General features: G+C 72.4%; 18 protein-coding genes. 6 read left to right on the top strand and 12 right to left on the bottom strand.

Annotated elements, in window-relative coordinates:
* Positions 1-13 precede the first annotated feature (13 nt).
* A complete protein-coding gene (locus AB0F62_RS13965; RefSeq protein WP_361796940.1) occupies positions 14-922 on the bottom strand; it encodes a GNAT family N-acetyltransferase in 909 nt (302 codons plus the stop codon).
* A gap of 238 nt (positions 923-1,160) precedes the next feature.
* Here AB0F62_RS13965 and AB0F62_RS13960 point away from each other — a divergent pair, with 238 nt between their 5' ends.
* A complete protein-coding gene (locus tag AB0F62_RS13960) occupies positions 1,161-1,715 on the top strand; it encodes a DUF1707 and FHA domain-containing protein (RefSeq protein WP_361796937.1) in 555 nt (184 codons plus the stop codon).
* Between the two features lie 19 nt (positions 1,716-1,734).
* Here the strand turns inward: AB0F62_RS13960 and AB0F62_RS13955 are convergent, their stop codons facing one another.
* The 4 genes from AB0F62_RS13955 to glgX form a co-directional block, all read right to left on the bottom strand.
* Positions 1,735-2,277 (bottom strand): hypothetical protein, encoded by a 543-nt coding sequence (locus AB0F62_RS13955; RefSeq protein WP_361796934.1) that lies wholly within the window; start codon positions 2,275-2,277, stop codon positions 1,735-1,737.
* Between the two features lie 44 nt (positions 2,278-2,321).
* Positions 2,322-2,804, bottom strand: a complete 483-nt coding sequence (locus AB0F62_RS13950; protein WP_361796931.1) for a VOC family protein — start codon at positions 2,802-2,804, stop codon at positions 2,322-2,324.
* 396 nt (positions 2,805-3,200) lie between these two features.
* On the bottom strand, positions 3,201-5,597 hold the full coding sequence (treY, locus tag AB0F62_RS13945; RefSeq protein WP_361796928.1) for a malto-oligosyltrehalose synthase: 2,397 nt from the start codon (positions 5,595-5,597) through the stop codon (positions 3,201-3,203).
* A gap of 52 nt (positions 5,598-5,649) precedes the next feature.
* On the bottom strand, positions 5,650-7,770 hold the full coding sequence (gene glgX, locus AB0F62_RS13940; protein ID WP_361796925.1) for a glycogen debranching protein GlgX: 2,121 nt from the start codon (positions 7,768-7,770) through the stop codon (positions 5,650-5,652).
* A 234-nt stretch (positions 7,771-8,004) separates the two neighbouring features.
* Between glgX and AB0F62_RS13935 the strand changes: the two genes are divergently transcribed.
* The 4 genes from AB0F62_RS13935 (at position 8,005) to AB0F62_RS13920 (ending at position 12,469) form a co-directional block, all read left to right on the top strand.
* Entirely contained in the window at positions 8,005-8,847 is an 843-nt protein-coding gene (locus AB0F62_RS13935; protein ID WP_361796922.1) for a Tat pathway signal sequence domain protein, read from the top strand.
* A 19-nt stretch (positions 8,848-8,866) separates the two neighbouring features.
* Positions 8,867-10,159, top strand: coding sequence for a copper amine oxidase (locus tag AB0F62_RS13930; RefSeq protein ID WP_361796919.1), 1,293 nt, complete (start codon positions 8,867-8,869; stop codon positions 10,157-10,159).
* A 123-nt stretch (positions 10,160-10,282) separates the two neighbouring features.
* Positions 10,283-11,530 (top strand): SAV2148 family HEPN domain-containing protein, encoded by a 1,248-nt coding sequence (locus AB0F62_RS13925; protein ID WP_361796916.1) that lies wholly within the window; start codon positions 10,283-10,285, stop codon positions 11,528-11,530.
* Positions 11,531-11,755: 225 nt separating this feature from the next.
* A complete protein-coding gene (locus AB0F62_RS13920) occupies positions 11,756-12,469 on the top strand; it encodes a 3'-5' exonuclease (RefSeq protein ID WP_361796913.1) in 714 nt (237 codons plus the stop codon).
* Here AB0F62_RS13920 and AB0F62_RS13915 read toward each other — a convergent pair.
* Positions 12,450-14,090, bottom strand: coding sequence for a hypothetical protein (locus AB0F62_RS13915; protein WP_361796910.1), 1,641 nt, complete (start codon positions 14,088-14,090; stop codon positions 12,450-12,452). The genes AB0F62_RS13920 and AB0F62_RS13915 overlap by 20 nt on opposite strands.
* Positions 14,091-14,157: 67 nt before the next feature.
* A complete protein-coding gene (locus AB0F62_RS13910) occupies positions 14,158-15,018 on the bottom strand; it encodes an aminoglycoside phosphotransferase family protein (protein ID WP_361796907.1) in 861 nt (286 codons plus the stop codon).
* Positions 15,019-15,312: 294 nt separating this feature from the next.
* Between AB0F62_RS13910 and AB0F62_RS13905 the strand changes: the two genes are divergently transcribed.
* A complete protein-coding gene (locus AB0F62_RS13905) occupies positions 15,313-16,092 on the top strand; it encodes an alpha/beta hydrolase (RefSeq protein WP_361796904.1) in 780 nt (259 codons plus the stop codon).
* Positions 16,093-16,165: 73 nt separating this feature from the next.
* Here AB0F62_RS13905 and AB0F62_RS13900 read toward each other — a convergent pair whose 3' ends face one another.
* From AB0F62_RS13900 to AB0F62_RS13880, 5 genes are all read right to left on the bottom strand, one after another.
* On the bottom strand, positions 16,166-17,668 hold the full coding sequence (locus tag AB0F62_RS13900; protein WP_361796901.1) for an ATP-binding SpoIIE family protein phosphatase: 1,503 nt from the start codon (positions 17,666-17,668) through the stop codon (positions 16,166-16,168).
* A 115-nt stretch (positions 17,669-17,783) separates the two neighbouring features.
* On the bottom strand, positions 17,784-18,836 hold the full coding sequence (locus AB0F62_RS13895) for a PP2C family protein-serine/threonine phosphatase (RefSeq protein WP_361796898.1): 1,053 nt from the start codon (positions 18,834-18,836) through the stop codon (positions 17,784-17,786).
* 373 nt (positions 18,837-19,209) lie between these two features.
* Positions 19,210-19,965: an IclR family transcriptional regulator gene (locus tag AB0F62_RS13890; protein WP_361796895.1), complete on the bottom strand. Its 756-nt coding sequence runs from the start codon at positions 19,963-19,965 to the stop codon at positions 19,210-19,212.
* A 137-nt stretch (positions 19,966-20,102) separates the two neighbouring features.
* On the bottom strand, positions 20,103-20,948 hold the full coding sequence (locus tag AB0F62_RS13885; protein WP_361796892.1) for an alpha/beta hydrolase: 846 nt from the start codon (positions 20,946-20,948) through the stop codon (positions 20,103-20,105).
* A gap of 213 nt (positions 20,949-21,161) precedes the next feature.
* On the bottom strand, positions 21,162-21,983 hold the full coding sequence (locus tag AB0F62_RS13880; RefSeq protein ID WP_361796889.1) for an alpha/beta hydrolase: 822 nt from the start codon (positions 21,981-21,983) through the stop codon (positions 21,162-21,164).
* Positions 21,984-22,318 lie beyond the last annotated feature (335 nt).

The raw sequence follows: 22,318 nt of genomic DNA, 5'->3' as shown, positions 1-22,318 counted from the left end.
CGCCGTCCGGGGGTCACACCAGGTTGACGCGCTCCTGGCTCACCGGATATCCCGCCTTGGCGAAGTGCGCCGCCATCGGCAGATTGCCCTGGTCGGTCGCGGCGGCGATCTCCGTCGCGCCGTGTGCGACCAGGTCGTGGGTGCACTCCAGCAGCAGGTCGTACGCGTAGCCGTGTCCGCGCTGCTCCGGCAGGACACCGATGAAGCCGACGCAGAACGCACCCGGGTTGCGCCCCGGCACCTGGATGCCGGCGAGTTCGCCCTCCGGGGTGTACGCCAGCCGCCACCACTCGCGCGGCGACTGCAGCCAGTCGAGGAATTCCAGCTCCTCGCGGGCGGCCGCGTCCGGGCCGTGCAGCCGCACCATGCGGCGGGTGTGGGCGTCCAGGCTGCCGACGCCGATGCGCTTGAGCACGTCCAGGATCACCGCGTCGTCCGGCTCGGGCCGGTACTCCAGGCGTCCGGTGCGCTCGGGCAGCCCGCACTCGGGGGTCCAGGTGTAGCGGTAGCGCTCGACGAGCAACTCCATTCCGGAGACGATCGCCGCGTCGATGCGGGCCTGGGCGGCCTCGCGGACCTCCCTGCGCTCCCGCCATCCGGGCGGCAGCAGCAGTTCGTACTGGGCCTTGAGCGGTGCCGTCCGCAGCAGCCGCACGGCCGCGTCGGCGTCGGTGAAGTCGAACCAGTCCAGCGCTATCGGCTTGTCGTCCGCCGGAGCGGCCCACCAGGCCGCGCGGGCGACCACGACGCCGTCGCGCAGGGCCACCCAGGTCCATTCGGGACGGTATTCGCCGCCCTCGTCGACCATGGCGTACGAGTGACCCATCAGGGACCGGCCGACCAGGCCGTCGTCACCGGGGGTCAGGGAGTGGAAGAGATGCGATTCGCCCGCGACGAGCGGGCGGAAGACCAGATCGGTCATGAAGGTGAAGTCCTCACGGGAGAGCGGAGCGCTCCCGGTCAGACGGAGTACGCCCTGCGGACAACGGGGCGGGAGCGCGCAACGGCGAACGTGTTCATGGCTTCCGCCTCCTTCCTCGGTCCAGGGCGTGCGCCCACCCTAGTCATCTCCTTTCCGCGGTGTCCACGCAATTGACCGCGCCGCCCCACGGGCCGCACCTTCTGGACACCCCGGCCTCCCCGGCCCGACAATCACGCAGGTGAGCTACGAGTTCCCGACACACCCGGCGCGTCCCACCGACGCCGAACGCGAGCGCGCCATCGAGGTACTTCGCGAGGGTGCCGTCGACGGACGGCTGTCGCACGACACCTTCGTACGCCGCATGGGACTCGCCCTCAAGGCGCGCCACTCCGACGAGTTGGCCGCACTCATCGCCGACCTGCCGCGTCCGCAGGGGCGTTGGGCCCGGTTCACCGGCTCCGTCGTCCGCGCCGTCACCAAGACGTCGGCCTTCCGCGCCCGCATGCGGGACGCCTGGGCCGTCCAGCAGCTGCCTCCCCTGCTGCTGCCCGCGCCCGCCCCCTTCCCGGTGCGGATCGGCCGGGACCTGTCCTGCACCTTCCGGCTCAGCCACTCCTCTGCGTCGCGCTTCCACGCGGAGCTCAGCCACGAGGGCGGGCTGTGGGTCCTGCGCGACCTCGGCTCGATGAACGGCACCTGGGTCAACGGCCGCCGGGTCATGGGCTCGGCCGCCGTCCGCCCCGGCGACCAGGTGACCTTCGGGGCGATGAGCTTCCGCCTCACCACGGGCTGAGCGCGCGCCGGGGCCCGCCTCAGGGCCCGAACAGCGGCTCGTACGGCACATGGTCGTCGTCGTCCACGTACGGCAGGAAGGCGGGGGCCGTGCGGGCCGCGGTCGTCCGCAGCCGGGCGACGACCTCCTCGACCGGAGGGGGCGTCAGCCCGAGGGCCGTGGTCAGCTCCTCGCGTTCCCGGTCCAGGTCCAGATCCGGGTGGTCCTCGCGGATCCCGGCGTCGAACTCCTCGGGGGAGAAGTCCGAGTGCGCGTCCCTCCACCACATGGCACAGACCGCGATCAGTTCGACCGCCTCGGTCAGGTCGGCCCCGATCAGCGCCGCCTGCCCCTCGGAGTCCGCGTACACCACGGGCCGCTCGGCGTCCCCGGACTCACCGCACAGGAAGAAGGTGCCGCCCGCGCCGTCGCCGGCTATCGGGCGCATCGCGAGGCCCGAGGGCAGGCGCACGTCCTCGATCGGGTCGCGGCGGGCGATGTCGAAGTCACCGGGCCACGCGAGGCGTGCCGCCGCGGCCGGGTCGTTCTCGATGCGGGTGAGCAGGGCTTCCGAGGCGTCCATGGCAGGACGCTAGCAGCGGGGTCCGACAATCCGGCCCGGGATCCTCACGCCGTGCGGAACCGCAGCACCGGCTCCCGGCTGCCCGCGAGGCGCACGACCTGCCCGCGGCTCGGCGGAGGCCCCTCGTCGGCGGTCGCGAAGCGCAGTTCGTGGCCGTCCGGGTCGCGCAGCTGCGGCAGGAGCCAGCCGCGGGCGGTGCGCACGACGGCGCCGTGCGGCTCGCCGAGGGCGTCGAGGCGGGCGGCCAGCGCCTCCAGCGCGGGGAGGTCGGGGACGCCCAGGGAGAACCACGCGAAGCCCGCGCTGGCGGCGGCCAGGGCGGGGTCGTGGCGCAGGCACAGCACGGGCCCGCCGCCGGGGTGGGCCATCGCGATGCCGGCGAAGGCGCCGCCCTCGGTGAACTCCGCGATCCGGTGGTGGCCGAGGACCCGTTCGTACCACGCCTCCGACCGGGCGGGATCGCCGACGGGCAGCGTGACGTGGTGCACCCCGGCCAGGCGTGGGATGAAGGGAATATCGGTATACATGTCGCATACCGTACAGCGCGCCCGGTCGTGCGACGCGGGGGCAGCAGCGGCGCGCCGCACGGTGGTTGACGGATCGTCAGCGCGCCTGCCGACCGTGCCGCCGGGGGCCCCGACGGCGCTCAACGGGCGGGACGGCACCGGCCTTCGTGCCCGTGGCCGCCCGTACCGGATCTCTCCCGCCCGCCGCGGCCTTGGAGGCTGCGCGGACCGGCGGGACAGTGTCGCGTGCCGATGGCTCTCGCCTGGCGGCGCTGTCGTCGGTCGCCGCGGTCCCCCGCGGTCCCCCGTGGGCCTTCGCGCCCGGGAGGCGCCCCACCGCTGCGTCTCCCCGCTCCGCCTTGCCAGGCTCGGCCCTCGACCCGCTCCTTGCCCCACCCCGCCTGTCCGCGCGGCCTCCTACTCGTCCACGTCGCGCACCAGCAGACCCACCGGCAGCCGGTCCAGCAGTTCCGCCAGCGGCACCACGGCCTCGAACGGACGGCCCGACAGCACCTCCGTCCAGATTCCCTCCGGCAGCACCAGCTCCGTCCCGCGCCAGCCGCCCGCGTCCGCGAGCCGCCGGGACAGCCGGGTGACCACCGTCAGGGCCCGTCCGCCGCGGACGAAGGCCACGCAGTGCTCGCCGGCCGGACCGCGCGCGTACAGCGGCTCGTAGGTGCCCTCCGGGCCGGTGAACCACTGGGGACGGGCCCGGCGCAGACGCAGCGCGAACTCCGTCACCCGCCGCTTCTCGCTCACCTCGCCCCCGGCCGTGCCCGGGTCGTACGGACGGCGGTTGGCCGGGTCGACGAGGAGCAGTTGCCGCTCCTCGTCGCCCTGGTAGACGTCGGGCACGCCCGGCATGGTCAGGTGCGCCAGGTGCGCGCCGAGGACGTTGACGCGTTCGGGGCCGCGCAGGGCGCGGTCGATGCGCTCGGTGGCGAAGGCGGCCGGGCCGCCGACCAGTTCGCGGACGAAGCCGGTCATGGCCTGCTCGTACTCGGGCCGCTGGTCGGTCCACGCGGTGCGCAGACCGGCCTCGCGCTCGGACTTGAGCATGGTGGCGGCCACCAGGTCCGCCGCGCCGCCGTCGCAGAAGACCGCGGCGTACTGCCAGGCCTGGTACTCCACATGGCGTTCCGGGAACGGTGTCCCGCGGTGCTCCAGGTACTCCCGCAGGTCTCCCGAGACCTCGCCCAGCCAGCCGGCCCACTCGCCGGGCAGCTCGGTCAGCGCGGCGAGCCGGGCCCGTACGTCCGCGCTCCGCTTGGTGTCGTGCGTGGAGCGCACGGTCCCCGTGTGCGGCCAGTCGCGTCGCAGGCGCTCGCAGAAGGCGTGGAAGTCCTCGGGCGAGGTGGCGGGACGGTCCGGCTCGCGGCCGACCTCGTTGAGGCAGAGCAGCGGGTGGTAGCGGTAGAAGGCGGTGTCCTCGGCCGACTTGGCGCGCAGTGCCGAGGAGACCTGGGCGAAGCGCACCGCGAAGTCCGCCGCGGCCTCCCCGCCGCCCTGGAGGCGTCCCAGAGCCAGGTCGCACACGACGCCGGCGGCCGGGTGCCCGGTGGCTCCGGCCGCCTCCTCCAGCAGGGCCGTGTCCGCCGCGCCGGCCGGCTGACCGGGGACGACGTACGGGCGGTAGCGCGGCAGCCGGACGAGCGTCGCCTCGATCGCCTCCCGCAGCGCGGCCGGCTCCAGCCCGGCGGCGCGGACGGCGGACCGGGTCAGCCGGTCCACCTCGGCGGCCAGGTCGTGCGTGACGATGTGCTCGGCGGCGGCCCGTACGGTCGGCGCCCAGGCGCCGCCCGCGTCGGCCGGGGCGGCGGTGAACTCGCGGTAGCAGCGGACGATCTCCTCGACGCCCACGGGATCGGTGAACAGCCCGTCCAGCCGGTCGAGGGCGTCGTAGCCGGTCGTGCCGGAGCAGGCCCAGCCGGCCGGGAGCCGCTCGTCGCCGGTGAGGATCTTCTCCACGACCGTCCAGCGGCCGCCGGAGGCGTCCGCGAGCCGCCGCAGGTAGCCGGCGGGGTCGGCGAGGCCGTCCGGATGGTCGACGCGCAGGCCGTCGGCGACGCCCTCGTCCAGCAGGCGCAGCAGCGTGGCGTGGGTGGCGGCGAAGACCTCGTCGTCCTCGACGCGGACGGCGATGAGCTCGGAGATGGTGAAGAAGCGACGGTAGTTCAGTTCGGTGCGGGCCTGCCGCCACCAGGCGAGCCGGTACCACTGGGCGTCGACCAGCGACCGCAGCGGCAGCTCCTCCGTTCCGGGGCGCAGCGGGAAGGCGTGGTCGTGGTAGCGCAGCACCCGCTCCCCGACGGCGGGGTTCCGCTCGACGCGCAGGTCGCCCAGCACCTCGTCCAGGGGCGCGCCCAGCACCGGCAGCAGCAGCCGGTCGCCCTGCGCCGCCCAGTCGATGTCGAACCAGTGCGCGTACGGGGAGCGCGGCCCGTCCCGCAGCACCTCCCACAGCGGCCGGGCCAGATACTCCGGTGCCGGTACGGCCATGTGATTGGGCACCGCGTCCAGGACGAGCCCCAGGCCGTGTGCCCGGGCGGTGCGCGCCAGCGAGCGCAGCCCCTTCTCGCCGCCGAGCTCCTCGCGCACCCGCGTGTGGTCGACGACGTCGTAGCCGTGGGTGGAGCCCGGCACGGCCTGCAGTACGGGGGAGAGGTGCAGGTGGGAGACGCCGAGCGCGGCCAGATGGGGGACGACGGCCTCGGCCGCGGCGAAGGGGAAGTCGGGCTGGAGCTGGAGCCGGTAGGTGGCGCTCGGCACGGAGGGGACGACAGCGGTCGGCGGGGTCGCGGCGCTTTCTGTCATGGAGGAGTGCCTACCCCGCCGACCGGTATGCCCATCACATCGGGCGTGCCGGTTACGCCGGGCGCTGCAGCACCATCATGCTCCGGTCCGCCAGCCGCAGCCGGTCGCCCTGGGTGACCTTGCGTCCCGAGCCGGGGGCCACGCCCTCGGGGCGCTGGGTGTCCACGACCACCTGCCACTCCTTGCCGTGGTTCACGGGCACCACGAAGTCCAGCGGCTCGTACCAGGCGTTGAACATCAGCAGGAACGAGTCGTCGGTGATGCGCTCCCCGCGGTCGCCCGGCTCGGAGATGGCGCTGCCGTTGAGGAAGACCACGAGGGCGTTGGCCTGGGCTTCCTCCCAGTCGTCCTGGATCATCTCCTCACCCTCAGGGGTGAACCAGGCGATGTCCGAGAGCTCGTCGTGCGTCCCCTCGACCGGCCGTCCGTGGAAGAAGCGGCGGCGCCGGAAGACCGGGTGGTCGCGGCGGAGCCACACCATCTGGCGGGTGAACTCGTGCAGCCGCTCGGTGTCGGCGTCGCCCTCCTTGGGCCACGGCACCCAGGACAGCTCGTTGTCCTGGCAGTACGCGTTGTTGTTGCCCTCCTGGGTACGGCCGAACTCGTCGCCGTGGGCGAGCATCGGCACGCCCTGGGAGAGCATCAGGGTGGCGATGAAGTTGCGCATCTGGCGCTCGCGCAGGGCGAGCACGTCCTCGTCCTCGGTCTCGCCCTCGGCGCCGCAGTTCCACGAGCGGTTGTGGCTCTCGCCGTCCCGGTTGTTCTCCCCGTTGGCCTCGTTGTGCTTGTCGTTGTACGACACCAGGTCGCGCAGCGTGAAGCCGTCGTGGCAGGTCACGAAGTTGATGGAGGCCAACGGCCGGCGGCCGTCGTCCTGGTAGAGGTCCGAGGAGCCGGTCAGCCGGGAGCCGAACTCGGCCAGCGTGGCAGGTTCGCCGCGCCACAGGTCGCGCACGGTGTCGCGGAACTTGCCGTTCCATTCGGTCCACAGCGGCGGGAAGTTGCCCACCTGGTAGCCGCCCTCGCCGACGTCCCAGGGCTCGGCGATCAGCTTCACCTGGCTGACCACCGGGTCCTGCTGCACGAGGTCGAAGAACGAGGACAGCCGGTCCACCTCGTGGAACTGCCGGGCCAGGGTCGCCGCGAGGTCGAAGCGGAAGCCGTCGACGTGCATCTCGGTGACCCAGTAGCGCAGCGAGTCCATGATCATCTGCAGGACGTGGGGGCTGCGCATCAGCAGCGAGTTCCCCGTGCCGGTGGTGTCCGTGTAGTACCGCGGGTCGTCGGCCAGCCGGTAGTACGAGGCGTTGTCGATCCCCCGGAAGCACAGCGTCGGGCCCAGGTGGCTGCCCTCGGCGGTGTGGTTGTAGACCACGTCGAGGATCACCTCGATGCCCGCCCGGTGCAGCTCGCGCACCGCCGTCTTGAACTCCAGCACCTGCTGCCCGCGGTCGCCCATCGAGGCGTAGGCGTTGTGCGGGGCGAAGAAGCCGATCGTGTTGTAGCCCCAGTAGTTGCGCATCCCCGAGTCCACCAGCCGGTGGTCGTGGACGAACTGGTGGACCGGCATCAGCTCCAGCGTCGTGACGCCCAGCTCCACCAGGTGCGCGATGACCGCCGGGTGGGCGAGCGCCGCATAGGTGCCGCGGATCTCCTCCGGCAGTTCCGGGTGGAGCATCGTCAGGCCCTTGACGTGGGCCTCGTAGATGACGGTGCGGTGGAAGTCGATGCGCGGGCTGCGGTCCTCGGCCCAGTCGAAGTAGGGGTTCACCACCACGGAGGTCATGGTGTGGGGCGCCGAGTCCAGGTCGTTGCGGGACTCGGGCTCCCCGAAGCGGTAGCCGTACACCGCCTCGTCCCAGTCGATCGTGCCGCTTATCGCTTTGGCGTAGGGGTCGAGCAGCAGCTTGGCGGAGTTGCAGCGGTGCCCCCGGGTCGGCTCGTGGGGGCCGTGGACCCGGAAGCCGTAGCGCTGACCGGGCATGATGCCCGGGACGTAGGCGTGGCGGACGAAGGCGTCCGCCTCGCGCAGTTCGACGGCGGTCTCCGAGCCGTCGTCGTGCAGCAGACACAGCTCGATCCGCTCCGCGGCCTCCGAGAAGACCGCGAAGTTGGTGCCGGCGCCGTCGTACGTGGCGCCGAGGGGATATGCCTGACCCGGCCAGACCTGCATGTCGTCGACTCTTCCACTTCTCCGCCGGGCGCCGGTAGGCCGCACCCCGGTCACAACGGTGCCGAAAGGGCATCGTCACGCAAGTGGGCCCCTCCGGGCATGGAATCGCCAACATCTTCCCCGTTACGGGTGTCCCATTTCCCCTGCCTGCCGCAAGAATCGGGCGTCCTCGGGCAACCTGTGCCGTCGTGATCCCGTCAGAACAAGTGACAGTACGACACAGGGGAGACCTACGTGACAGACCAGGGGGAAGGCCGCTTCTTAGCGCGAAGGGGAGGGTTCGGGCGCGGCGTCAGGCGCGCCCTGTGGGGTGGCGGCGTCGCCGTCGCCGCCACCGCCGTGATGATCGGCATCACCCTGCCCCGCGACGCCTCCGGCGACGACCACTCCACGACGGGCGGCCCGGCCGCTGCGTCCGGAGCGCCGGAACGGCAGGGCACGGGCAGCGCTGAAGTGAGCCGGAACGACGCCCCGCGGGGCGGGCAGAGCGGTCGCGGGCCTCTGACCAAGGCCGAGGTCGACCGTGCGAAGTCCATAGCCCTGCGGCGCGACGCGCTGCGCAGCGCGGAGGACGTGGGCGGGGAGCGCGGGCCGGAGTACCTCGACACCGACCTCGCCGAACCGGCCGACACCACGGGGCCGCAGGCACAGGCCGGCGAGGCCCGCCGGGTCGAGGTGCTCTTCTACGACTACGGGCACGACCGGCTCGTGAAGAAGACCGTCAACCTCACCACCGGCACCGTCGAACGCACCGACACCGCCACCGGCATGCAGCCGCCGCCGTCGAACGACGAGACCCGGCAGGCGGCGGCGCTGCTGATCGCGGACGCCCTCGGCAAGGGGCTCCGCGCCGACTTCACGGCCGCCACCAAGGGCCGCGAACTCACCTCGCCCGACCAGCTGCGCCTGCGCGGCATCTCGTTCAACACCGCGGAGCAGTCCGCACCCGCCGGTCTGGGCAAGTGCGGGGAGCACCGGTGCGTACGACTGTTCACGCAGGTGAAGGACGGGCCGTGGATCGATACGACCAATCTGGTCGTCGACCTCAGCGATCGCACCGTCGGCCGAATCCACTGAGAGCGGAGACCTCACAACCATGCGCACCACGAATGCGCGCCGGGCCCTCGGTACGGCCTCGGCGCTCCTGATGCTGCCCGCTCTCGTCGCGGGCTCCACGTCCGGGGAGGCCGCCGCGGCCCCCCGGGCCGGCACCGCGGCCGCGGTGGACTGCGGCACCGCGACCGCCATCACCAAGACCCTGCCGAACGGCACCGGCTGGAGCATGTGCTGGCGCATGAGCGGCACCAAGGGGCTGGTCCTGGAGAAGATCGCGTACAAGCCGAGGAAGGAACCGCAGCCCCTCAAGGTGCTGACCTCGGCCACGCTCGCGCAGGTCAACGTCCCCTACGACTCCGGGCTGACCGAGTACAACGACCTGTCCGACATCGGATTCGGCAACACCGCCGTCGACATCGGCCCCGAGGAGTGCCCCGGCGGGACCATCAGCTCCGCCTACATCCCGCAGCAGGAACGGAACGTGAAGGCGCTGTGCACCACCACCGCGCCGCGCGGCTACGCCTACCGCAGCGACGTCGGCGACGACCGCGGCAACACGAAGAAGTACACCAAGCAGGGCAGCGACCTGGTGGTCTTCTCCGTCTCCCAGCTCGGCTGGTACGAGTACGTCACCCAGTGGAACTTCTCCGACGACGGCACCATCACCGCCAAGATGGGCGCCACGGGCGACCTCTCGCCCGGCGACTACAGCGGCGAGGGCACCGGCTGGCCCATCGGCGAGGGCGACCACGACCACTCCACCAGCCACTACCACTCGGTCTTCTGGCGGCTGAACTTCGGCCTGGACGGCTCCACCCGGGCCAAGGTCGAGCAGTACGACACCAAGAAGGCGGGCCAGGGGGCCGGCTCCGCCATCCTGAAGACCACCAGGACCCCCGTCACCAAGGAGCTCGCCGCCAACTCCGCACTGCGCCGCTGGTGGCGGGTGGTCTCCGCGGCCGGCCGGAACGCCGACGGACACCCGCGCTCCTGGGAACTGGTCCGGCAGCACTCCGATCGCTACGACGTCCACGCCTACACCTCGAAGGACGTGTACGTCACCCAGTACCGCGCCTGCGAGCAGCTGGCCAGCGGGAACAGCGACCCGGCGTGCAACGGCCGGGGGACCTCGGTGGACAAGTGGGCGGACGGCGAGGCCCTCAGGCACCCGGTCATGTGGGTCAACGTCGGCTTCCACCACATCCCGCGCGACGAGGACCAGAGCCCCATGCCGATCCACTGGCAGGGCTTCCAGCTCGCGCCGCGCGATGTGACCGCGATGAGCCCGCTCACCCCGGACGAGCTCTCGGGTCACAACGGGCAGGGACACTAGGGGTGTTGTCCGGCGAACCCGGTAAGCATGTGGTGAAGTAGCGTCGTTACGGCTGCACCGCCTCCCGCCCCGCAGTACCCTTCCTTGATCGTGGACGGGGGCGGGAAGGCGGGTGCAGTCGTGATGTCGGGAGGTCTGGTGCTCCCCGGTGGTGGTGATCAGGGGGACCCGGGCGGCGGCATCGGCGAAGGAAGCACCGGTACGGCCTCCCTCGCGCTGCCGTTGGAGATCGGAGCGGAACTGGACTGGGGCGCCGACGAGTGGGCCGAGGTGCGCACCCGCGCCCGGCGCGCCGGACGGGCATATGTGTGGCTCAACCTCGTCGAGCAGCGACTGCGCGCCGTCGTGAACGCCGTGCTGCGCCCGATCTACGAACCCGTGCACGGCGACGAATGGGTGGTCGCGGCCGCCGGCCCGGCCGGCCACGAGTGGGTCCAGCGGGCCGCGGCGGTGCGCGAGGTCAGCCGCCGCAAGGGATTCCTGCTCGACCCCGCCGACGACAACATCCTCAGTTTCCTGACGCTGCCGCAACTGCGCGAGCTCGCCATCCAGCACTGGCCGTGCTTCGAGCCCTACCTCGACGACCGCCGCGATCTCGAACTCGCCCTGGACGAACTGGAGGTGGCCCGGCACGTCGTCTCCCGCAACCGCGCCCTGTCCCGCACCGTCCTGGACCAGGCCGAGCGGGCCGCCGCGCGGCTGCTGGACATGCTCGGCTCCGGGCCCGGCTACCCGTCCGCCGAGCGGCTGCCCGTCGACGCCGTCGAGGAACTCGTCGCCGACCGCTACGCCGACGTCGTCGGCATCTACCCGGACCGGGTGCGACTGCAGCGGCAGCTTCCCGCGGAGGACCTGTTCGGAGGCGCCCGGCGGCTGGACGCCGTGGGCATCGGGCTCAACCTGCTGGTGCAGAACTACTCGGGCAAGCGGCTGGTGCGCCTGGCGGAGTCCGGCTGCCGGGTGCGGCTGCTCTTCCTCAACCCGGCGAGCAGCGCCGTCCGCCGCCGTGAGCGCGAACTCGGACTCGGCCGCGGCGAGCTCAGCCGCTCCGTCGAGATGAACATCATGCACATGCGGCGGGTGCGGGCCCGGCTGCGGGACACCGCGGCGTTCGAGATCCGGGTCTTCGACGAGACCCCGCGCTTCACCGCCTACCTCGTGGACGGCGACACCTCGGACGGCATCGCGGTCGTCCAGCCCTACCTGCGCAAGGCGCGCGGCATGGAGGCCCCGGTCCTCATCCTGCGCGGGGGGCCGCGGGACCTCGTCCAGACCAAGGCCGACCAGACCCCCGAGGCCGAGCACGGGCTGTTCGAGATCTATCGTGAGGAGTTCGAGGGCGTCTGGACCGACTCCCGTCCGGTCTCCTGACGGGCAGCCGGAGCCGCGCCCGGCCGGCGGCCCCCGCAGCCCGGCCGGAGGAGTGTCAGTGGCGCGCGGGATGATGGAGCGGCACACGGGGGAACAGCGGGAAGGACATACGCCAATGAGCATGGGACGACGCCGGACACGGCCGGCCGGCTTCGGGCGGGGGGCGGCGGGCGCCCGCCCGCGCGGCGCGGGGAGCGCCCGCACCGCGGGCACGGGAGCCGCGCGATGAGCTGGATCAGCGGCCCGCTGGTCGCCTTCGACCTGGAGACCACCGGCACGGACGTCGAGACCGACCACATCGTCACCGCCGCCGTCCTGCGGCTGGAGGCCGACGGGGCCGTCTCTGAGGAACGGACCTGGCTGCTCGACCCCGGTGTGGCGATACCGGAACAGGCGTCCGCCATCCACGGCATCTCGACCGCGCACGCCCGCGCGCACGGTGCACCGGCCGGAGCGGCGATCGAGGAGATCGCCCACGACGTCGCCGAGGTGCTGCGCTCCGGGACACCGCTGGTGGTGATGAACGCGCGCTACGACCTGTCCCTGCTGGACCGGGAGTGCCGGCGGCACGGCGTCGCATCGGTCGGCGAACGGCTGGGGAGCGTCCCCTCGCCGGTCATCGACCCGCTGGTCATCGACAAGCACGTCGACAAGTACCGCAAGGGCAGGCGCGCCCTCCAGGCGCTGTGCGCCCACTACGGCGTGCCGTTGGAGGGCGCCCACGACGCGCGGGCGGACGCACTGGCCGCGGCCCGCGTGGTGCGCCGGCTGGGGGAGCGGCACCAGCCCGTCGGCCTGATGTCGCTGGCGGACCTGCACGACCTTCAGGTCCGCGCGGCGGCCGAGCAGTCCGCCTCCCTGCAGGCCTATCTGCGGCGCACCGCCGACCCGGCGGCCGTCGTCGAAAGGGCCTGGCCGGTCATCCCCCGGCCGAGGTGACCGCGGGGTCCGCCGGTCCGGAGGTCTCGCAGTCGAGGATCCGCCCGTCCACGGTGCCGACCAGCAACCTGCCGGCGCCGGCCGCCGTCAGCGACAGGGGCACGACCACGTGCCCGCCGGCGCGCAGCCGGTACCGCCGGCGCGGGCTGCCGGTCCGTGCGTCGAGCGCCGTGATCTCCCCGGACCGGTGGGCGGCGAAGACGGTGTCCTCGTCCCCGTCCAGGGCCGTGACCGGCCCGTCGGCGGCGAACACCCACTGAGGCGCGCCGTCCGGGAGGCGGCGCCGGACCACGAAGGCGTTCCGCGCGAGCGCCTCCCCGTGGTCCCTGACCACGGCGGCCTGCACCAGGGCTCCGCCGTCCAGTTGGACGGCCGGGCCCGGGAACAGGTGGGAGCCGCGCCCGGACTCCCAGTCCAGGGCGAAGAGCCTGCGCAGGTGGGGATCGGCGCCCGGCTCGCCCGTGGCGAGCGCGCCGATCCACGCCTGGCCCTTGGGATGCGTGTGCAGGTCCTCCACGAACAGCGGGTCCGCGCCGCGCCGCAGGCGGAAGTCGCTCGCCGTCAGCGTGAAGCGGGCCGCCTCCGTTCCGTCGGGTCCGAGGAGGCGGGTCTCACCGCCCGGCTGGGCCGGCGCTCCCGCCCGGATGACCAGCCGCCCGTCGCGGCTCCCTGCGAACGTCACGGCGTGACCCGGTTCGAAGGCCGCGAGAGAGCCTCCGTCCGCCAGCGACAACCGCTCGACCAGGGTGCCGTGGCCCTGCCATCCCGACCCGGCCCGGCGCACGGTGTGCTGCACGTTGACCCAGGCCGAGGCCTGGTCGGCGGCGACATGGATCTGCCGGGCGCCGTCCGGGTCCGGGACGCTCCACTGGAGCTCCCCCGACGGCAGCCAGCACTCCAGCCGCGCGCCCTCGGCCGTGGCCAGCACCCGTCCGTCGGCGAGCACCTCGACCGCCCGCACCTGGCGGCGCGGCGCCCACGCCGTGCCCAGGGCGCCGCTGAGCTCCGTGAGCAGTTCCCCGGCACGGGCGCGCACCTGGTCCCGGGGGTCCTCGTACCGGACGCGCGGGCCCATCAGGTCGCGGTACCCGAAGGAACGGGCGGGCACGGCCGGCCAGTCGTCGCGTTCCAGGACGGCCTCGAAGCCATGGCTGAAGGCGTACTCGTACTCCTTGTCCTCGGGGGAGACGACCAGCCGCAGCCGCCGGTCGTCCAGCCATCGGACGGAGGAGACCTCCCGCCCGCCGTCGAGGAGCGGCCGTATCTCCCCCGACTCCAGGTCCATCAGAAACGCTTGGCCCTCGAAGTCCCAACTGCCGTCGTACCGCCCGGTGCCGACGGCCACGAGCGGGAGGGACGGGTGGAAGGCGACCGAGTTCACCGGCCACCGGCAGTCGTACACCTGACGGCAGCGCGGGACGTCGGCGTCGTAGACACCGATGCGGTACTGCGGCCACCGGTCGATCGGGGCCCGCCCCGAGTTCGGCCAGTGGATCCACCCCATGTCGCCGCCCACGACGACGCACCCGAGCCGCGGGTCCGCCGCGGCGACGCTCGGCTCGCCCATCTCGGCGAAGGGACGGTCGGCGAGGACACGGCGGACGATCAGCGGATCCGGCATGGACACCACCTTGGCTGGAGGAGCGCCCATCCTCCCAGCCGGGCCGGCGCGACGGGGTCGGAAGGGGTCAGAAGGGGTACCAGCGCACCGACGGATCGCCGTCGCGCAACGAGGCCACACGGCGGCGGAACTCGGCGAGCGCCGCCGGGTTGCCCGGCGCGTGCTGCGCCACCCAGGCGCAACTGGCGGTCTCCCGTGCCCCGCGCAGCACCGCGCAGCCGTCCCACTCGCGCACGTCCCAGCCGTAGGCGGCGGTGAAGGCGTCGTAGGCGGCGGGATCGAGGCCGTAGCGGTCCCGGCTGAGCGCCATGACGACCAGGTCGTGCTCGCGCAGATCGCCGGAGAAGGTCTCCAGATCGACCAGGACCGGCCCGTCGGGGCCCACGTGCACGTTGCGCGGCAGCGCGTCGCCGTGGATCGGCCCCGGAGCCAGACGCGGGCTCAGCGCGGCGGCCGCGGCGGCGAAGCCGTCCCTGCGCTCGCGCAGATAGGCGGCGTCCGCGGGCTCGATCGCCGTTCCGGCCAGCCGCAGCCACCGCTCGACGCCGTCCAGCAGGTCGCGGCGCGGCAGGGCGAAGTCCGGCTCGGGCAGGGCGTGTACGAGCCGCAGCAGCGCGGCGAGGTCGGTGGGCTCCGCGGGCCGCACGGTGTCCGGCAGCCGCTCCCAGTACGTCACCGGGTGCCCCTCGACCAGCCGGGCCTCCGGCGCCGCCGCACGCACCGCGGGGACACCGCGGCCGGCCAGCCAGGACGCCGTGCGCACCTCGCGGGCGGCCCGCTCCAGCAGTTCGGGACCGCGGCCGACCTTCGCGACGGTCACGCCGTCCGCGAGCTCGAAGACCGCGTTCTCCCCGAGCGCGATCAGCTTCGCGCCGTCCTGCCCGTCCGCCGCGAGCACGGCCCGGGCGAGCTCCTCGGTGAACGCCATACGGCGATGATCGCAGATCAGTAGGTTGAGCCGGTGACCGAGGAAGACGTCATGGCCTTCTGCGAGATGCTGACGGAGCTACGGGACGCCGCGAGCGACCCGGGGGCAGCGCCGAGGCGGTTCCTGCAGGCCTCCACCTGCACCCCCTGACGATGCCCGGCCAGGACGTCCCCGTCACGGTGCCGCTTGCCCGGCGATGCGACGTGCACTCATCGACCATCCCGTGATCCGGACCTCGGCCGCCTGTGATCGGCTCGGCCCGCCCGATTCCCCTGCCTACCCGAAAGTTCTCTCATGCCACTTCCGGCTCTGCTCCTCGTCCACGGCGCCTGGCACGACTTCCCCGCCTGGCGGTTCCTGGCCCGGTGTCTCCCCGATGTGGACGTGAGGGCCGTGCGCCTGCCCAGTACCGGGGAGGACCCCGAACTCCTCGGGGACCTGTACGCGGATGCGGCTCGCATCGAAGCCGCCCTGGGGGAGATCGGAGGACCAGCGGTGGTCCTCGGTCATTCCTACGGGGGAGCGCCCGTGTCGCAGACGCCGGCGGGGGCCGGCATCGTGCGGGTGATCTACCTGGTGGCGATGATGCAGGACGTCGGCGACACGGTGCTGACACCGACGGGAGGCGTGCATCCCCCGTACTGGGACGTCGATGAGGAGGAAGGCGACCGTCCGGGCTGCTTCGGCGTGTCCGATCCGGTGGAAGTGCTGTACAACGGCGTCGACCCGCAACTGGCGGAGTCCGTCGCGGCGACTCTGCGCAAGCAGTCGCTCGCTTCGGTCACCCAGCCTCTCACCCGGGCCGTCTGGCGCGACGTACCGAGCTCGTACATCGTCTGCGAGCAGGACCGCGCGATTCCTGCCGCGTTCCAGTACTCCATGGCCCGGCAGGCCGACCGCGTCCGCTCGATGGACAGCGGGCACTCGCCGTTCCTCTCGCACCCCGCGGAACTGGCCCGCCTGATACGGGAGGAGATGGCCGTCCAAGGCGCGAGGAGGCCAAGGAGCAGGACCGCGCAGAGCGCAGACCCCGAGCGGCCCGGCCGTCCGCCGCGATCTGTCGGCATTCCGTAACCGTGCCGTCCGGACACGCCCACGGCGTCGCCCCGGACGAGTGCCTGCTCTGAGGCAACGCACGGTGCGCTCTCTATGTCTCGTGTTGCGGGGTGTGTTCGGCCCAGATGGTCTTTCCTTGCGGGTGATGGCGGGTGCCCCAGCGCTGGGTGAGTTGGGCGACGATGAACAGCCCGCGGCCGCTTTCGTCGAAGGTGCGGGCGCGTCGAAGGTGCGGGGATGTGGTGCCGCCGTCGGTGACCTCGCAGGTCAGGCTGGTGTCGCAGCGGATCAGGCGGAGACGCAGCGGCGGCTGCGCGTGGCGGATGGCGTTGGTGACCAGTTCGCTGACGATCAGGACGGTGGTGGGAGTGGCCTCGTCCAGGCCCCATGCCGTCAGCTGGGCGGTGACATGTTTGCGCGCGGCGGAGACGGCCGCCGGCTCGGCGGTGAGGTCCCACGTGGCCACGGTGGTGGTGTCGAGTGTGCGGGTCCGTACGGCGAGCACACGCAGTTGACGGGGGCCGCCCTCTGTCGCAAGGGCCCGCAGGGCGGTACGGCAGGTGGCTGCGAGCGATGACCGGGGTTCGATGCGTCGTTCGCGCACGGGGGATCCATCGGCCCCGGTCTCGGAACCGGTTCGCTTCCCGGAGTGTGTGTGCAGCAGGAGCACGCTGCCTTTGCCGAGCCGGATCTCCGCGGTCGCGACATGTGCTCGTGCGCGTCCGAGCGGTGTTCCGGAGGGCAGGTCGACGGCGATGGTCACACCGTCGGGGCTGATGACGATGGGCGCGGGATGCCCGGCGCAGGCGAGGGTGCAGTCCGCCGTGACGGGGTCGTAGACGGCGTAGAGGCAGCGTGCCGTGACGTCGTGGGCGGCGTCGTCCGGTTGCAGCCGGTGGAGGACGTCCTGCAGATGGCTGAGCATCTCGTCCGGTCGCATGTCGATGTCCGCCAGCGTGCGCACCGCGGCGCGGAGTTCGGGCACCAGGATGGGGGCCGGTTCTCCGTCCTCGGTCACGCTGGCGGCGACCAGCGCCACCCGGGCTCCGGGCAGGGGGATGACGTCCAGCCAGTGGGCCTGTGGCCTTCCGTCGTCGGCCCGGCCGTATGCGAGATCCACGGGCGCCGGTTGCGGCAGGCGCCCGGGCGGTGGCCCCCCGGCCGGCAGGGAGGCGCACAGACCGCCGGGTGCCTGACGTGGTGCAGAGGCGATCCGGCTCGTCCGTTCACCGCTCGGCGCAGGCACGGCGAAGGCACACCTCGCTTGCCGGCGGACCCGGACTCGGCAGATGGCCAGGCTCATGCCCAGGGAAAGGAGGGCCGCGGCGATGACAACCGCCCGCCCGCCGTCCGACACGCCCGGAATCACGAAACCGTAGATGACCACGCTGGTCGCCAGCGTGGAAGCCCCGACGATCAGGGTGTGCCTGAAGGGCAGCAGGGCCGCCGCCATCACGGGTGCCAGGACCGAGTAGTCCGACCAGCGGACCAAGCCCCCTGCGGAGGCATCCAGCTGCAGTGCGCAGGCGGCAGCGAGATAGACGGCGAGCAGCGCGCTCGGGTGCCGGAGCAGGAGGAGTCTGGACGTGGCCATTCTCGTCACCGTCCCTTCTGACGTGACGCGCAGCGCCTGAGATTGATGCGCACGGTGGGTGGCGCAAGGGCGAGGGGGCAGTACGCGGGTGTGCGGGTCTTCGGGCTCTGGATGTTCACGGTGGCGCCTGTCCGGCGTGGACGGGGTGCGTTGCGTGATGGACGGCGACAAGGGCCAGGTCGTCCTGGAGGTTCCTGCCCACATACCGGTCCACATCGAGGCCGACGTGCTGTACGAGACGGCGGGGGCAGTCCCAGGTCCACGTAGCGGCACGGTCGAGGACGGGGAAGAACTCGCCGGCGGAGTCCCGGGCCTCGGCCAGTCCGTCGGTGTAGAGAAGCAGCGTGTCTCCCGGACCGAAGGCGACAGTGTCGAGGCGGAAGGCGCTGGGCGTGTCCGCCGCGAGCCCCAACGGCGGGGCGGGCCGGGCGACCGGCAGCAGCGTGACCTGGTCGCCCTGGCGCAGCAGGGGCGGCGGGTGCCCGCAGCTGACCACCCTCACGATCTCCTCGTCGTCGGGGAGCTCGATCAGCAGGGCGGTGATGAACCGCTCGCTGCTGTCGGGCGCGATCGCGGTCAGCTCGCCCAGGTGCCTGCGGACGCTGCGTTCCAGGGAGGCCGCGAGTTCCGGGAGCGTGCGGTACTGCTGGGCGGCCTCACGGAAAGCACCCAGGACGGCGCAGGCGTCATCGACGGCCGGCAGGCCCTTTCCGCGGACGTCTCCGATGAGCAGACGTGTGGCCCGGCCGGTGCGGGCCGCTGCGTACAGGTCACCGCCCACCAGCGCGTGTGCCGTCGCGGCGCGGTACATCGAGGCGACACGGAAGCGGCCCAGCTCCGGGGGGATCGGCCGCAACAGCACACGTTGGGCCGTTTCGGAGACAGCCCGTACCTGGGCCAGTTCCCGCAAGTCGCGGTCATGCAGCGCCCGGGCGGCGATGACGAACGCGGAGACCATGAGCATCGCGCCGATGTGAATGGGCAGCAGCGGTGAGTGCAGCAGGCCGTCGTGACGGTCCACGAGGAGCACCGCCGCGGCTGCCAGGAGCGCGACGACGGCCGTGAAGCGTGTTCGTGCGAATGTCGCCGTGCACGTGGGGGCGGCCACGAGCAGTGGGGACAGGTGCACCGCCAGGGGCGCGAACGACGCACCCAAGGTGATGGTCACGATCAGCAGGAGCGGAGTCACAGCCTGGCCGCGCGTGCCCAACGGTCCGGCGCCACGGCCATGTGCCTTCGGCCGCTGGGGGACTCCGGGGCCGGACGTCTGGTGCAAGCGGGCTCCGTCATCGCTTCCAGGCGCGGAGACGGGAGCGAGCGGGCGGCGCGGCATCACGAGTCCGAGGAGCGGCCGGATGTTCCTGGAAGCAAGGTGTCGTATCAACATGGCGCGGCTTTCGTGCCATCGCGGGCTGGAAGGGTGAGTTGAGGCCCCGACGAGCTTGGCGGCTTGAGCGGTCAGCACCTCGGTGCGTCGCCGCCGGCCTCTTCGTGGCCGCCGAGGAGGCTCGGTCGCGGCCGTCGACCGACCCGCGGCGGGTTCACTCGCGCAAGGCGAGGGAAACTCTTCGTGCCGCCGCGCGAACGACGGGAGCGAGCGACTGGGGGGATTGGCTGCCCGCCCTGAAGGCGATCGACAGGGCCGCCACGACCGAGCCGCCCGCACCGTGGATCGGCGCTCCGACGCAGTGGACGTCCGGCCCCACCATTCTGTCGCTGCTGGCGTACCCGTCCCTGCGGACCTCGGCCAGCAGGTAGCGGAGCCGGGCGGGAGAGGTGACCGTGTTGCTGGTGTAGCGACGCGGTGGGGTGCTCAGGTACTCCTCTTGGACGTCGTCGGGCGCGTGGGCGAGCAGGACGAGTCCCGCTCCCGTGGCGAATGCGCCGAAGCGGCCTCCCACCCGGCTGTCGGCCTGCGGGGCGCCCGGCGCGCTCAGCCGCTCCAGGAAGACGACGTCCAGGTGGTCTCGCACGGAGAGATGGATGTGGTGCTCCTTCGTCACGTCGTACAGGTCCTGCAGGATCGGCAGAGCGGCATCGCGCAGCGGGAAGCCGCGAGGCGCGAGGGTGGCCACCTCCCACAGCCGCAGACCCACCCGGTAGCGCCGGTCGGGTCCGCGCTCCAGGGCTCCCCAGGCGAGGAGTTCGGCAGCACGACGATGAACCGTCGGCAGCGACAGCCCCGTTCGCCTGGACAACTCGGTGAGGGTGAGTGCGGGGTTTTCGTACGAGAAGGCCCCGAGCAGCGCCAGGACCTTGTCGGTCACCGACATGCCGTGCTCATCGGACATGTCCATGCCCCTTCCTTCGTGTGCGGGACGGACTCCGTGCCGTTCGCCGGGCGACCGGCCACGGCCCCTCCCCGCACGACGACCTGGGCCGCCGTGCGGGGCGGTGCGCCGGGCCGCCGGGCGACGCCGCGGCCCGGCCGCCGTCAGTGGACGGTTCCGGCGGCCTTCTTGATGAGGTCGGTGACGATGCCGGGGTCGGTCACCTGCGCGGCGTGCGGGGTGTCGGCCTCGACGGTGTGGGCGTGGGCTCGGTTGGCCATGAAGCGCTCGGTGGCGGGCGGGATCACATGGTCGTCCTTGGAGACGAGGTACCAGGACGGGATGGTCTTCCAGGCGGGCTCGCCGGAGCCTTCGCCGAGCGCCTCGGGGGCGGCGGGGCTCTGGGTGGCGGCGAGTTCGGCGGCGGTCCTGGCGCTGACGCGGTTGCTGAAGAAGAGGTTGCGGTACTGGTCGGCCTTGGCGTACAGGTCGACCCCGGTGCTGCCGTCGGCCTTGGGGAAGGGGACGGGGAAGAGGGCGGTGGGGATCTGGGCGTCGGGGTCGTTGCTGATCTGGGAGCCGGGGAACTTCTTGGTCAGGCCCTCGACGGACTCGTCCTTGTCCGGTGCGAAGGCGGAGATGTAGACGAGCGCCTTGACGTTCTTGTTTCCGGTGGCGGCGTTGGTGATGACCGAGCCGCCGTAGGACTGGCCGACCAGGACGACGGGGCCCTGGATGGTCTTGAGGTAGGCGGCCAGGTAGGAGGAGTCGGCGGACACGCCGCGCAGACCGGTGGGCGGCGCGACGACCGGGTAGCCGTCCTTCTGCAGGCGGTTGATGACGCCCTTCCAGCCGGCGGCGTCGGACCAGGCGCCGTTGACCAGGACGACGGTCGGCTTCGGCGCCGAGTGGCGGGCGGGAGAGGCCGACGCGAATGCGGTCACCCCGCCGGCAAGGGCGACACCGGTCACCGTGAGAACGGCGATACGGAACGTACGGCGGCGAAGCATGGATTTCTCCTTGTGCGATGGGGTTGTTGTGGCGGGCACACACGCCCGCGCTGACGGGGCACACGACGATCGCGTCCCCGGGAGAGCCCCCGCGGGCGGCGGGGGCGCCGCGCCGGACCGCCGGTGACGGACGGCGCGTTCATGAGGTCAAAGACCGGCACATCAGGGCCGGCGGCCGGCGGGTCCCGCGATCCGCGGGTCCGCGGTCCGCGGTCACACGTGGGCGGGAAGGTGTTCCTCGGCCCAGTTCAATGCGTGGTCCGCGACTTCCTTCCAGCCGTCCTGGCCGATGATGAAGTGCGAGCGCCCGCGGAACTCCTGGTACTCGGTGACGGCGGGGGACTTGCGATACAGGCGCCAGTTCGCCCTGTTCACCTTGGGCGGGACGATGTGGTCGGCCTCTCCCGCGATGAACAGCAGCGGGGCCCTGCGGTTGTTGCGGAAGTCGACCCGGGTCGCGGCCCGGGGGTTGAAGTTGGCGAACGCCCCCTGGAAGAGGACCCGCGCCGATCCGGGGACGGCGTAGCGCTCGTAGTGGGCGTCGGACTGGGTCTCGCTGAGCGTGTTGGTGATGGCGTAGTGGAACTGCCGCGCTGTGAGGGAGACAGCCTTGTTCTTGTTGGCCGGGTTCCCCAGCACCGGCCACGCCGACTTGAGGGTCGACAGCGGCAGCGGAAGCACACCCTTGACGGCCGCCGAGTCGATGGCGACCCCGGCACTGCCCAGGCCCCGATCGAGCAGGATCTGCACGATGGTGCCGCCGAACGAATGGCCCATGAGGATGGGCGGATGAGGCAGGTCGCGGATGATCCGCTCGTAGTGGTCGACCACCTCGAGCAGGCCGACCCCGGCGATGCCCGAGGGGTCGCGCCGCAGCTCCTCCACCTCGCGGTCGAGACCGGGCCAGGCGGGGGCCAGGACTCTGTACCCGCGCGCCTCGTAGTGGTGCTTCCACCCCTCCCAGCTGCGCGGGTTCACCCACAGACCGTGGATGAGCACGATCGTGCCTGCCTCGTGGGCATGGGGCTCACTCATGCGGACCTCCAAAACGAATAGAACGTTCTGTTCACTAAACGCTAGCCGGGCCGGTGTCGGCACGCAAGCGGAGCCATGAAGGCACGGGGCGAACCGTCGGAACATGGCCGGCGCGTACGAGCGGGCGCATGCCGAGCCCGCGTCCCCCTGTACCGAGCACGAATCCGGACCGCGCCAGGCCGGGCAGTACGCGCCGGCCTCCCGCAGCGCCCCCAGAGTGTCGCCGTAGGCACCGGGCCCACATCCGTCGAACGCCTGCGGAAAGGCCGGTCGCCGAGCCGTGCCGGGCAGTCGTTTCGACAGCGCGCCAGGTGTCCGCCCGGTCGCCGGGCGGC

The organism is Streptomyces sp. NPDC026673 (assembly GCF_040638135.1).
In the GTDB taxonomy this organism is placed as follows: domain Bacteria; phylum Actinomycetota; class Actinomycetes; order Streptomycetales; family Streptomycetaceae; genus Actinacidiphila.
This window is presented reverse-complemented; position numbering and strand designations above follow the sequence as displayed.